Below are 13,984 nucleotides of genomic sequence, written 5' to 3'. Positions count from 1 at the left end.
GTAACAAAAAAACAACTAAATTCTGATAAAATTCAGAATTTAGTTGTTTTTTATTTTTAATTTTATTACCAGTATAAGTGTTAATAGTTGCTAAATATAGAAATGTTAGTAAACCGCGCCACACTGTAATTTATTACAATAATAAATTTTTTAAATTCCATTTACATCAAGATTATAAATGTTAGAATAAGTGAGAGATTATTACTAAATACCCTTAAAAATTAAATAGTGGGATTAAAACTAAACTTACTAAAATAATTGCTAAGATACTAATCACCACTTTTACCATTATGTCATGTTTATTTAGTTGCTCAGGCTCTGGATGCCCTTTTTCTAATTGGTCAAAGCGTTTTTCCAGATCGCTTTCAAGTAAACTTTTATTATTTTTCATAGTGGGGTCATTATATAATTTATAAAATCTAAAAGCAATCACGTTAAAGAAAGGTGGTGGTAATCATTAGCTTAATGCAAAAGCAAAAGTATCAACAGACTGTTAAGAAAATTCAAACCTTAGCTCCACACTATCAACAGATGAGCGATGAAGATTTACAACAGCAGACACAAGTACTACGGCAGGAAGTTCAAGATAATTCAAAAAAAATGAAACATGTTTTGCCGCAAGCTTATGCGATTGTTTGCGAAGCCTGTGAGCGAGTCTTAGGGATTCGTCCTTTTCCGGTGCAAATATTGGGAGCGGTGGCCATGGAAGACGGTAACATCATCGAAATGAAAACCGGTGAAGGAAAAACGTTGACAGCTACGATGCCAATGTATCTTCATGGATTGTTGGGGTCCGGCAACTTTTTGATTACAGCTAATGAATACTTAGCTGCTCGAGATGCCAAAGAAATGGGTAATTTGTATCGTTGGCTTGGTTTAACGGTTGAAAGTGCAGTTCCAGAAATGGGTCAAAAACCAGAGGATCGGGATTTAGATAAAATTTATGCTGCTGATATCGTGTATACTACGAACAGTACATTGGGTTTTGATTACTTATTTGATAATTTAGCTAAGTCAATTAGTGACCAACATTTGCGAGAATTAAATTTTGCTTTAATTGATGAGGCAGACTCGGTTTTATTAGATACAGCGCAGACTCCGTTAGTGATTTCAGGAGTTCCACGAGTTCAATCAAATTACTATCAAACGGCTGATCAAGTGGTTAAATTACTTTCTGAAGATATTGATTACAAGATTAGTGATGATTTAAAAAATGCTTGGTTTACACCTGAAGGTATTGTTAAAATGGAACAATATTTGGATGTCAATAACTTACTCGCCAAAGAATGGCAAGATTTGTATCGACATTTAGTATTGGCTTTACGAGCAAATTACGTTCAAAGACGAAACCAAAATTACATTGTTAAAGATGGCGAAGTGGTTTTGATTGATGCGGAAAACGGTCGTGAATTACAAGGAATGAAGATGCAAGCCGGGATGCATCAGGCTTTGGAAGCTAAAGAACAAGTTGAGATTTCTGTGGAACAACGAACGATGGCTACAATTACTTATCAAAGTTTATTTCGAATGTTCCATCAATTAGCGGGAATGACTGGAACGGCAGCGACTGACAAAAGGGAATTTCTGGAAGTTTATAATTTGTCCGTCTTTAAAGTTCCCACCAATAAGCCTAACATCCGTAAAGATTTGCCTGATCATCTTTTTATTGGGAATCGAGCTAAATTAATGGCTACTCTAAATGTTGTAAAAAGTGCTCATCAAAAGGGGCGTCCGGTTTTAATTGAAACTGGCTCTTTAGAGCTATCAATCCTTTACTCTAACTTACTATTAAAAGAGCGTATTCCACATAGTTTGTTGAATGCACGGAGCGAGGTTAAAGAAGCAGACATTATTAAACATGCTGGCGAAGTTGGAGCTGTTACCGTTGCCACTTCAATGGCTGGACGTGGAACTGATATTCGGATTGACAAGGAAGTTGAAACTTTAGGCGGATTATTAGTGCTTGGAACTGAACGGATGCAAAACCGTCGAATTGATAACCAGTTGCGGGGACGAGCAGGACGTCAAGGAGCGCCAGGCGAAAGTGTCTTCTACGTTTCTTTAGAGGATAAAGTTGTTACCGAAAACGCGCCTAAACGCGTACGGAAGTTTGCATATCGCAATGCTAAACGAGCAAAACAAACTTTGAGCAATAAGGGAAGATACCGAACCGTAATTAATGCGGCTCAACGGACTTTGACTAACCAAGAACGAAACGCGCGATTTGATACCTTACAATATGGAGAAGTTTCGCGAATTCAACGAGATAGTGTCTACCGAGAACGAAATTTGATTATGCAGTCTGATAATTTACAGCCAGTTATTGATTTCTGTTTTAAGCAAGTCGCTCATCAATTTGTTAATGATAAAGAAAAAATGTATAATCCTGAGAGTTCGCTATTGGAGTTTATTTATCAAAATCTTGATTCTACCTTTCACACGGAACAAAATCTAAATGATTTATCTGATAAGGAACAGGAACAGCTTCTTCTACAGGTAATGCAAAATCGCTTGAAAATAATGCAGCAAAAGTTGCCGCATACTGATCAATGGCGATACTTTGCTCGATTAGCAATTTTAAAGGCGGTTGATCAAGGATGGGTAGAACAAGTTGATCAGCTGGATACGTTAATGCGAGTTACTAAGAGTCGTTCAATTGCTCAAGTTAATCCCATTTTTGAATTTCAAAAAGAGGCGCAAAAAGCTTATCAAAATATGCGGAATACCATTAACTTGCAAGTAGTGAAAAATATTACTAATTCTGATGTAATTCCTCAAGCTGATGGAACCGTTGATATTGAATTTCCATAAAGAAAGGAATTTCCATAAAGAAAGGGAAGTTACTAATTAAAATGAAATTTTTACGAAAACATGATTTGCTAACGCGAACTCTTTGGATGTTTTTTTTCTTAATTGTTCTGTTAATTGGACAAGACATAACCTTACCGGGAATCGATACTGCAGTTGCACAGGCAGCCTTAGAAAAGGAAACTTATTTACAATTCTTTGGAGTGGCAGTGGGGGGACAATTTAGTATTCCCACGCTTTTCTCCCTTGGATTAGGACCTTATATGACCGGATTAATCATTTGGCAAGCAGTTGTTGCTTTAGATTTAGATTCAGTTAAGCGACTTTCAATTAGCCAAGCAGGTTATATTCAAAAGCTAATCACTTTGGGCTTGGCTTTCTTGCAAGCTTATCCGTTACTACAGTACGTTAAGCCAGCGTTGAGACCAGTTTATCTAGATGGCACTCAACTTTCAGCAGATACGATTAATTTCGGGGCAGTTTTTGTGTTAGTTGCCGGAGCGATGTTTACCGTTTTTCTAGGAAATATGAATGATCAAAAAGGTCTAGGTGGAATCTCAATTATGATTTTGCCAGGAATTTTGATGGGAGTTTCCAAAACCTTGCAAGATGGTTGGGGAATTTTAGACTACAAATTAACTACTTCTCATTTGATTGTTGCAGCGATTGTTACGCTAGTAGTAATTATTATTTTAGTTATGCTTCTTCAAATTGAACTTCGAATTCCCCTTCAAAAGCCACTAATGGAAGGAAGCGGCAGTAAATCATACTTACCTTTCAAGCTATTAATTGCCGGAGCCATGCCTTTCATGTTTTCATCAACGTTATTTATGCTCCCACGTGAATTAGTTCAAGATAATTATGATATCAGTCAAAGTAGTTTTGGAAAGTTTGTTTTATTATTAACCAATCATCACTCTATTTTGGGAATCGCTAATTATGGAATTATTATCATGCTCTTGACCTATGCGTTCGGGTTTATTACGGTACAGCCGCTAAGACTTACTGACCAAATGGAAGAAAGTAATGAATATATTTTCCAAGTTTTTCCAGGTCATGAGACGAGTAAGTACTTGTTGAAACGTTTCTTCATAATGGCAACTTTTGGGGGACTATGCTTAGTGATTATGGCTGTAATTCCGTTAATAATTGGATTGCATGATACTAGCATTGCTAATTACACTCCTTATATTGGAGTTATTGCGATTCTAGTCACTTTGATAAAGGTACTGTGGGATCAAATTCGAGCCTTATACAGTAAGAATCGTTATCGTATTTTCTAAGGAGAGTTGTAATTGAGCTTAATTATTCCAAATTTTAAAGACCATCATTATCAAACACTAGCTAATTTACCAGAAGTGGTTTTGGCTAAAATGTTACATCATGCTGAAGAGCCTGTTCAACTAGCTTTTTTACAACAGTCTTACACCTTGAATCGTGATCTACAAACTACCGGGTTACAAGATGTTCCTTATTGGAATGCGTTTGATGATTTGCAGCAAGTCCAAGAACGGTCTGGATTGCCACTTACTATTTATGATTTTTCACTTACTGATGGACTTGAACCATTTTTTAATAATAGTGGAAATCAAGTCTTACTATATCAAGACGATGAATTAAAAATGGAAGTTCGCGTTCATAATCAAGTTGAAATTGAACAAGTTATTCACTTTTTGGCAGACGGTGGTCAACAAATTGATGATTATGATGATCGAGGTTTTCTTAGTACATCGCGATGGCTTACAGCAAATCAAGAATTACAAAAAATGGAATGGTTTACTCCCTTTCACGAAGTAGTTGCTGAAATGGATGTCAATCACCAAGTAGCTATTGCATCACCATTTCGGACAATCTTTTGGCAAAAACAATATCAAAACTTAAACCAGTTAGTTGGCGAGCTTTATAAACGACATTTTAAATTTCCATTGCTGGTGATTGCGGCTTTTCGTTCTGGAGTCGCCCAACAAAATCGCTTTTATCTCGAATTACCAGCTGTACGTAAGATTGCCTTGCTAGACCAAGATGTTTCGGTACCTAAAGTTAGTTATACATCAACCGCTGAGCAAGAAGTTAAATGGGTTTTCCCGAGTCAAATTTTAGAAAAACAGTTTCATACTCAGGAAAGTTCGAAATCAAGCCTTGATACAATTGCGATTGAACCATATCCGACTGCTTTTAACTTAGGGTCTAGTAATGAATTTGAAGCGCAAATGGTTTATTGGCAATTTCAGGAACAAGATAATGACACTATTTCTGCTAGTTTACAACAAGTTTTTCCACTATTATTTAAGCATGAAAAACTAGTTTTATTACTTGATGGAACAAGGGAACAACGGGGACTATTTAATGAATTAGGGAAAAACTGGTTTCAAGGTATCACAAAAACTGATACAAACGTCAATAGTTATCAATATCAACGTTACTTTGAAGTGGGGAAACCTGAGGAATTTAGTACTGAAGCTGAGTGGATTGATTATTTAGATGAGCAAATTGATGATGAGGAAATTAACTTTAATCAAGAACAGCTGCACCAGCTTTATCAAATGGGTAATTTTCTTGCTCGAATTCAAGTTGTTGATGATGAGGCTGACTTACATGAGGTTTTTGCAAAGGCACGCCTGTTTATTGACCAAAGCTGCCAAGCTGATTTACGTAAACAAATTTCAGCAATTTCAGCTGGAGTGCCAATTATTAGCTTTGCACCGACTGATTTGGTAATTCCTAAAGGGAACGGATTTCAGGATACGAAGATTGATAAATTGTCTGAACAAATTAACTATTTTCTTACTGACTTGCATCATTGGAACCAAAGCTTAATTGATAGCGTTGAGCTTATAGAAAAATATGAGTCAGATCAATTATTGCAACGCTGGAAGGAGGTGATGACGGATCGCTAAACCAAAGATTGTAACTCCTGTGCTTCATTTTGGTAAACAAGATTGGTCAAAAGATGCTGAGTATTTAACAGATGATTATCAGTACTATCATTCAGAAGGTGCTGATTTACACCAAGTATTTATTCCCCAAAAGCCATTGTTTAAAACTGGCGGTCAGCTAAATGCAGCTTATCGTAATGCTATTTTCATTTTGGATGGTGAGTTTCCTTGGCTTGATAATTTAGATGTGATCAAACAATTACCTGCCAATGAGCTATTAGTTAAGGAAGGTCTTCCGTTAGACAAAGAAGTTAAACAGATTTTGGAACTCAAAGGGGCTTTCTTCTTTGATGAAAAGACTACGTCTCACCAACTTATGAGTGATATCCAACATTACTTTTATTACGATCCTGATGGTTATCGACTTGATCCACGAAGCTGGCACATTAATCATAAGTCAGTTCAATCCATTTCTCGTTATGGTGAAATTTATCAAAAACTTGAATTACAGCCAAGCAATGATTGGCAATTGTTGATGACGCCTAATGAATCTACTTATTTACCTGCTAAAATGGCCAATAAAGTTTCGCTTGATTATCAAAGTGGTTCTGATAATGAATTGGCAATTAAAATTAGGCAAATTGATGCCCAGACTCATGAGGTAATTCAGACAGTTTTTTTACAGAGTAACCAACTTAATGAAAGTTTTTCTATCTCAAGTGATGAAAAAGCCACTTTTTTCCAAGCTCTAATTTATGGAAAAGGTAAAGGAGCAGTTAAAGTTGGGACTTTGCATATCAGACGATCTCGTGGTCAATATGGAGAAATGATGCCAAATGATATCGTGCTTAGCGATAAAGCTTTACATAGTAATGTAGGAATTTATTTTGATGCAGGTGACTTAAAACCACCACTTAATGTCTACTTTGCTGGGTATCGGACCAAAGAGGGTTACGAAGGTCGTCGAATGATGCAAAATTTCGGAGCACCTTTTTTATTAATTTCGGATTGGAGATTGGAAGGAGGAGCATTTTATCTTGGTGATGAAGCATTTGAAAACCAAATTGTAAAAATTATTCAATCAACTTTGAAAAAGCTTCATTTCAAAGAAAGTGATTTGATTTTAGCTGGAATGTCAATGGGAACATTTGGGGCTATGTACTATGGGGCTAAGTTAAATCCTAAAGGAATTGTGGTTGGAAAGCCGCTAGCTGAAGTTGGGACAATTGCTCAAAATGGTCGAGTTAAACGACCAGATGATTTTAGAACTAGTGAAGATATGCAACTTTACTTTGAAGATGATTTGTCTAAAGCTTCTAGTCATAAATTAAATCAGCGTTTTTGGCATAATTTTGAAAATGGTTCTTTAAGTGATACCACGATGGCAGTTGCTTATATGATGCAAGATGATTATAATCGCGATGCTTATAAGGGGTTACGGCAACGTTTTCCTACTTTGAATCCAACGGGAAAATTATTAGCTAAGGGATTTGAGGGTCGACATAATGATCAAACGGGACCAATTGTAGCATGGTTTCAGCGTAATTATTGGCACTTATTAGAACAATTTGGCCGTAAACGGCCCTTTAAGCTTAAGAAGAAGAGGGGGAAGAAAAAGTAATGGAAACCATCTATATTTTAAAATGGGATTCTGATGATACTAATACTGATACTTATGGATCGCAAATTAGTTATCAAAATGATGGTAGTGTCTACTATCAAAATGAACTGCAACCAGCGGGGAAAAGAATTCACTGGTGGCAAAGTAATTATTTTGGCGATCCTGATCCATTGCAAAATTCACGCTATGGAAGTAAACGGCTTCCCCAACTTCCTAGGAATCAAGCTTTTTCATTAATTTTTGATGGTGATGTAACTCCTAAAGCATCAGTTGGATTAACCATTCGAAGTTTTGATGAAGCTGGGCAATTAATTAACCAAAAAATGACTTTAGCAGATACATTGAGCTTTCAATTAACCAATGAAGAACCAGCTTATGAAGTGGCATTGGTTAAGTTCAATAACAGGAAACTTGATTTTCAAAACTTGCTTATCATTCCAGAGACATTGAAAGAAAAGTATCAAGTTCAACTACACTTAAAGCAAGGCTTCATTGACTTTATCCCACGAAAATCAATGAAACCGGGCAATGGAAATCTTATGGTTCGTCAAGCCCATCGAATAGTTGATGCAATGTCAATTTCTGATCAAATTTCTAACGGTCCACTGAGAGCGATATTTATCAATGATCATTGGAATACCCAATATTTGCAACAACTTGAAGATGATTTCAAAACCCAATTTAAAGTACAGCAGGTTCATTGGTCAGCTAGCGATTTAAAGGCACAAGCATTATTGAATAGAAAGTAGGAATTTTTATGAATTTTTTCATTAATCAAGCAATGGGAATGGGTAATTCAGGGGTTGAACATGCTGAATTTTATCGAGCTCATCGTTTTAAGCAAGCTAAACTTCCATATCGTTTTATCTTTTTAAATCTGGTTCCTGAATTACATCGAGCAATGGATTGTTGGAATCTTAAGGATAACGAAGTGCTAAACCTTTGGGAATATTTTGTACTTGGTGGCGATTATCTTAAGACAGGTTTAGCTAAAAGAGTCAAAGGAGACAAAGGAACGATGGTTGTCGATTCAACCAATACCAATCGAAAACGTGAATTTGTAACTGATTCTGGTATGCGTGTAATTCAACATTTTTATAAAGGACGGGATAAACAACATCCTGATAATTCAGTCCTTCAAGTTGGAACTTCTCGAGTTGAACTTTATAATGCAACAACCGATGAACGAAAAGTGATGTATGAGATTGAAAATGATGAGCATCGTGGTTCAAATGTTGTTAATATTCATCTCTATAATGAAAATGGTAAACATCTCTTTTTTCGTAATTTACACAGTCTTCATCGCTACTTTTTTGAAAAAGTTAATGCAGCCTACGGTGGTAAAAGTAACTTTATTATTGATCGGGGAGAATTTGTGGATGACGTTTTGATGCGTGATCGAATTCCTGACTCTAAATTAGTCTACATTGTGCATGCTGATCAATTATCAAATCGGGATGATAAAAAATACCCACTTTGGAATGATCATTATGAATTTTTATTAGAAGACATTCACAAAGTTGATCAAGTAGTAACTGCTACTAAGTTGCAAAGAAAAGACATGCTAGTTGATGATCCCACTGCTAAAGATTTGATTACTGCCATCCCGGTGGGGGGAGTTAAAGATGATGTTGTGAAACAAAAAGCTCGGAAAGCACACACCCCATTTCGCTTTATTACAGCATCTCGGTTAGCTGCTGAAAAGCATATTGACATAGCAATTAAAGCAGTTGCTAAGCTTCATGATCAAGGAATCGAAGTTTTCTTTGATATTTATGGTCAGGGAGAAGAACAAAAGAAACTAAAAGAGACTATTACAGCCGTACATGCTGAAGATTATATTCATCTCAAAGGACTTTCTCATGATTTGGAACATGTTTACCCTGAATATGATGCCTTTGTGTCAACTTCATTCTCAGAAGGGTTCGGTTTAACTTACATTGAAGCTTTGAATGCTGGCTTACCAGTGATTACCTTTGATGCCCGGTTTGGTGCTCAAGAATTAGTGCACGATGGGGTAAATGGTTATCTTGCCAATCTTCATCGTAGTGATGATGATTACAATATCACTCAAATTGAAGTAGCTATGCAAAAACTATTGAATGGTAATTATAAAAAAATGCAGGCAGCTACAAGTAAATCTGTAGCTGATTTTCAAGATCATATTATCGCTAAGCAATGGAAGGAGTTACTCGATGGATTACGTGCTAGTAAATAATGTTAATTCTGACGACCAGTGGAAAAAAATTAAAGCTGAGTTTAAAGGAAGCCGGACTCCAAATGTAATTTCGTTGGTTTCGGCACCTAAAATTGGGGCTTACTTTGGTGAATCACGTGTCAATGGCTATAATCTTTTAGACCATTTGACGCATCGAAAGTATCATTTTGGGAGCTATCGGTTCTTTAACGATGTTCCCGTGCCAACTTGGTCAAAAGTTTTTGTAAACCGAGATGGCAGTATTTCAATTTTGGATCGTGGCGAAGAAATTGGAAAAGAATACTTATATCCTAATACCAGACGTGCAGTTCAAGACATTCGCTATACCAATGAGGATGGTAGTCTTGACTACATTGAAGAGTATGCGTTTGATGGGACGATTTTTAGTAATCTTTTCTATGCTGAAAACGAGATGTTAGAAATGGTCTTTTATGATCAACAACGACGTCCCGTGGTTCGCTACTATTTATATGAGGGGGTAATTAATTACATTACAATTGAGGATCCAAAAACACATGAGATTCTCAAGCATTATGATAACTTGAATGATTTTTATAATGATCAAGTTAAGCAAAAGGTTACTGCGAAAGATAGGGTTACTATCTATTATATGGGAGTTGAATTAGCCGCTTTACGTGGAACCGAATCACACAATATTCTCAAGCTTAGTGAGAATCCTTTAGATGATAACGGCAAAGTACGAGGAAACCTTGCCGATATTCTCTATAATCGAGTACCAACGATTCAAACTGTGCAAGTCACCCAGGACGATTACGCTATTTTGAAAGAGAAGCAAATGCCACTCGATAAAGTAAAAGTAATTGTAGCCTAATGAATCTAACTAATTAAGAGTTACTTAATTAGTTAGGTACAGTCAATGGAATATAGTAAAGGAGTGATTCCATGAGTAGATTTAACGAAAAAAGACGAGAAACACTTTTTGCAAATAATAAAACAGTTCGTTTTAGAATGTATAAAGCTGGGAAACAGTGGCTAGTTTCCGGAACCGGAACCGTAACGGGAATTGTTGCAAGCCTATTTTTAGGGGCTCCAACGACCCTGGCTGATGCCACCCAACAAATTTCTAAGCAGGCTGATACACAAAATGATTTATTAGTTAATCAGCAACAAGCTACAATTCCGGCTACTTCAGAATCAGCTAGTTCACAGTCTGACAGTAAGACTTCAACTAGTACCGATTCTCATTCTAATTCTGAAGATGATGACTTAGTTTCTAAGAGTACTTCAACCAGTAAATCAACTAGTACCTCATTTTCCCTTTCACAAAGTACTAGTGAACAAGAAGCTCATAAATCAACTTCTACTTCACAAAAAGATGATGCTGTCAAAGACAATACTTCTAACAAAACTGATGGTCAACTAGCTAGTCAGTCACAAAGCAACGTCGACAAGGACGCTAAGCCTAGTGCTAAACAACTACGGCAAGCAACCCGCTTTGCTGCCGTAACTAGTTTATCTGATACTCAAACTAATCCTCAAAGTACGTCTAATTCAGATAGTAACACCTCAACTAATGACAGTAACAATTTCACTAGTCAAAGTGACAGTCAATTAACTGACCCTGAATTGCAAGCTTCACAACAAGCTTCAATGTCAACCCAGACTGAACAAAGTCTCTTTGTACAGCAGTCCACTTCAATTAGAGATGATTCCCAAAATCTAATGAGGGCATCTTTCACTAATTTAGCAGCGACCCAAAACCTTGCTACGGATGATCCTAATTACAATCCAGAAACTGGGGAAACTGTTATTACGGCAGCAGATTTTTTGGATTATTTCCAATTACATGGTACTGCTACTTATGATCCAGAAACAGGAACTTTAGTTCTTACCAATGCTCCCAGTCAAGCTGGGAATGCTTCCTTAAATAATAAGATTAATGTTAATCAAAGTTTTATTTTAAAGGGTGAAGTTTCCCTTGGTAGTCAATTTGGAGCGGACGGAATGGGATTTTCTTTCAGTCCGGGAAACGTTGGGGAACTTGGTGAAAAAGGTCAAGGAATTGGAATAACTGGTCTTTTAAATGCCTTTGGTTTCAAGCTTGATACTTATAATAATGGAGCTCCTAGTGATCCTACTGTTAATAGTAAGGGTGATGCTATTCAACCAAATTCTCGAACTAATCCATATGGTGGATTTATAAAAACTGGAGCTGATGGACAACTTATTACTCAGCCAAGTCCATATAGTAATGTAAATATTGCTCCTACTGACATTCAGTTTCTTCCAGATGGAACAGCATCCACACCTTATAATAAAAGTTTATTTTTGCCATTTACCTTAGATTACAATGTAGCTGATCGGAAAATGACCATTCAGTATGATGGGCTCACTTGGAGTAGACAAGTTGAGACTTCCTATGATGCCCTTTCCTTTGCTATTAGTGCTTCAACTGGTATGGATTGGAATGTTCAACAATTTAAATTTGATAGTTTTAATTATTTTCAAGCTGCAACGGTTAACGTTAAGTGTACCGATAAAAACGGAAATTTGATTCCTAATCCTGAAACCGTTAGTTATCCAAATGGACAATATCGTGGGATGGACTACTCTGCCACAGCGCCTGCCACACTTACAAAAGATGGAGTTACTTACAAATACATTGGTATGGGACCTGGTAGTATTCCTGCGTCTGGGACGCTAGCTCATTGGGGCAATAATGGAGATATTGTCTTCGTTTATGATGTTGATTCAACTACAATTCCTTCACAAAGTGCCTCTGTTAGTGCATCCGTCAGTGGGTCAGCAAGTACTTCTACTGCAAGTGATTCCGCTGCAAGTGTTAGTGACTCAACTAGTACGGCCAATGATTCATTATCAAAAAGTGCAAGTACAAGTACGTCAATGAGTGTTTCAACCAGCACCTTAATTTCAGGTGAATCTAATAATTCCTCAGCTTCAGCATCAACCAGTACTTCAATTAGCATGTCAAATATGAAAAGTACTAGTGAATCGTTTTCAAATCAGCCTTCTACCACAGATTCTGACAGTTATTCGAAGTCAGCTTCAACTAGCGATCATAGTAGTACTAGTTCCTCAGCTTCAACTAGTAAATCACTAAGTGTCTCAGTTTCTGGGATTGCTAGTGCTTCTGATGCAAGTACCTCAGCTTCTGTTTCAAAAAGTACTTCTGATTCTCGAAGTTTCAGCAAGAGTGGTTCAACTGTAAAGAGTGCAGATGACTCAGCAAGTACTTCAACCAGTGCTTCAACTAGTATTTCAAATAGTTATTCCAATACTTACAGTAATTCAGAGTCATACCAAAAATCGTTGTCTGATAGTGTTAAGCGTAGTACTTCCGATAGTACCAGCTCATCAGCAAGTCGTTCAAAATCGGCTAATGACAGTAATGATTCACGGTCAATTAGTGATTCATTTGCTAGCATGAGTGCCGCAGCAAGCACTAGTACTTCAAGTAGTGTCTCAGCAAGTCGCTCAAAATCTACTACTTTAACCAGCGACAGTGCTAGTGCTTCCAAGAGTGATTCATTAAGTACTTCAACCATGAAGAGTGAAAGTATTTCACTTTCAACAAGTGGAACTGGGACTGATGAAAATATTGCTTCCGCGTCAGCTTCAACTAGTTCAGTTGCGAGTGATTCAGCTGCCAAAAGTGCTAGTTTATCCGTTAGTACTTCGGCTTCTAATAAAAGTAGTGCTGATTCATTAAGTACTTCAGCCAGCACTTCAACGATTGCTTCTGATTCAAAAAGTTTTAGTTCAAGTACAAATGATTCAGAAGACAACTCAATTTCAGCTAGTAGTTCAGACTGGAATTCAGCCAGTACTTCCGGATCAAATGATTCGATTAGCGCTAGTGAGTCAGCTTCATCAGCCTCAACGAGTGCTAGTAGCAGTAAATCCTTAAGTGCTTCAGCACTTGATAGTAGAAGTATTTCAGCTTCAATTAGTGGTTCAGGAACCAACATAACAAGTAATGTTGCCTCACTTTCAACTAGTGCTAGTGAAAATAATTCAGCAGTAGATAGTGATATTACTTCACAAATAAACTCAGCAACTTCTGAATCAATTAGTAAACAACCCTCAGTAAGTGCTTCATTAAGTAAATCAACTAGTATTAGTACGGTAACTAGTAAATCTACTTCATCATCTGATAGTGCGATTTCACATTCAACTAGTGCTGCCAATGCAAGTGATAGTGCTGCCAATGCAAGCAAATCAAACTCTGAAAGTGATAGTACTTCCGGTGTAACTAGTGTGTCAGCTAGTGGTTCAGCCTCAACTAGTACTATTCTTTCTGAAGTTAGAAGCGAATCTGCATCAGCTTCAACTAGTACCTCAATTAGTGCTTCATCCCGGACTAGTGAATCTGATAAGCAAGCTAGCATTTCAGACAGTATTTCAGTTAGTCAATCTACTGAAAGTACATCAAGTAGTAAAAAGGCAAGTGAGATTAATTCTGAGTCAGCATCAACTAGT

The 13,984-nt window shown here is 36.9% G+C and carries 11 protein-coding genes and 1 pseudogene; 8 read left to right on the top strand and 4 right to left on the bottom strand.

From position 1 onward, the window contains the following. Positions 1-214: 214 nt before the first annotated feature. A complete protein-coding gene (locus tag AC0GLY_RS07205; protein WP_496611489.1) occupies positions 215-391 on the bottom strand; it encodes a hypothetical protein in 177 nt (58 codons plus the stop codon). 74 nt (positions 392-465) lie between these two features. Here AC0GLY_RS07205 and secA2 point away from each other — a divergent pair, with 74 nt between their 5' ends. The 8 genes and pseudogenes from secA2 to AC0GLY_RS07165 form a co-directional block, all read left to right on the top strand. Continuing rightward, complete coding sequence (secA2, locus tag AC0GLY_RS07200) at positions 466-2,811, top strand: accessory Sec system translocase SecA2 (protein ID WP_496611488.1); 2,346 nt, start codon at positions 466-468, stop codon at positions 2,809-2,811. A 41-nt stretch (positions 2,812-2,852) separates the two neighbouring features. After that, positions 2,853-4,091, top strand: a complete 1,239-nt coding sequence (locus AC0GLY_RS07195) for a hypothetical protein (RefSeq protein WP_496611487.1) — start codon at positions 2,853-2,855, stop codon at positions 4,089-4,091. Between the two features lie 12 nt (positions 4,092-4,103). Next, on the top strand, positions 4,104-5,705 hold the full coding sequence (gene asp1 / locus AC0GLY_RS07190) for an accessory Sec system protein Asp1 (protein WP_496611486.1): 1,602 nt from the start codon (positions 4,104-4,106) through the stop codon (positions 5,703-5,705). Between the two features lie 19 nt (positions 5,706-5,724). Then, positions 5,725-7,305: an accessory Sec system protein Asp2 gene (gene asp2 / locus AC0GLY_RS07185; RefSeq protein ID WP_496611485.1), complete on the top strand. Its 1,581-nt coding sequence runs from the start codon at positions 5,725-5,727 to the stop codon at positions 7,303-7,305. Next, positions 7,305-8,054 carry an accessory Sec system protein Asp3 gene (asp3, locus tag AC0GLY_RS07180; protein WP_496611484.1) on the top strand — a complete coding sequence of 250 codons (750 nt, stop codon included), beginning with the start codon at positions 7,305-7,307 and terminating at the stop codon, positions 8,052-8,054. Before asp2 ends, asp3 begins: the two co-directional genes overlap by 1 nt. Positions 8,055-8,062: 8 nt before the next feature. Continuing rightward, entirely contained in the window at positions 8,063-9,523 is a 1,461-nt protein-coding gene (locus AC0GLY_RS07175; RefSeq protein WP_496611483.1) for a glycosyltransferase, read from the top strand. Beyond that, a complete protein-coding gene (locus tag AC0GLY_RS07170) occupies positions 9,501-10,355 on the top strand; it encodes a hypothetical protein (protein WP_496611482.1) in 855 nt (284 codons plus the stop codon). The genes AC0GLY_RS07175 and AC0GLY_RS07170 overlap by 23 nt, the downstream gene beginning before the upstream one ends. A 71-nt stretch (positions 10,356-10,426) precedes the next feature. Then, positions 10,427-10,567 (top strand): annotated as a pseudogene (locus AC0GLY_RS07165) (KxYKxGKxW signal peptide domain-containing protein); the annotation flags it as partial. 1,655 nt (positions 10,568-12,222) lie between these two features. Here AC0GLY_RS07165 and AC0GLY_RS07160 read toward each other — a convergent pair. The 3 genes from AC0GLY_RS07160 to AC0GLY_RS07150 form a co-directional block, all read right to left on the bottom strand. Continuing rightward, positions 12,223-12,471, bottom strand: coding sequence for a hypothetical protein (locus tag AC0GLY_RS07160; protein ID WP_496611481.1), 249 nt, complete (start codon positions 12,469-12,471; stop codon positions 12,223-12,225). 90 nt (positions 12,472-12,561) lie between these two features. Continuing rightward, positions 12,562-12,696, bottom strand: coding sequence for a hypothetical protein (locus AC0GLY_RS07155; RefSeq protein ID WP_496611480.1), 135 nt, complete (start codon positions 12,694-12,696; stop codon positions 12,562-12,564). An 87-nt stretch (positions 12,697-12,783) separates the two neighbouring features. Then, on the bottom strand, positions 12,784-13,893 hold the full coding sequence (locus AC0GLY_RS07150; protein WP_496611479.1) for a hypothetical protein: 1,110 nt from the start codon (positions 13,891-13,893) through the stop codon (positions 12,784-12,786). Positions 13,894-13,984 lie beyond the last annotated feature (91 nt).

It is taken from the genome of Fructilactobacillus sp. YLN 2507 (assembly GCF_059614085.1).
This window is presented reverse-complemented; position numbering and strand designations above follow the sequence as displayed.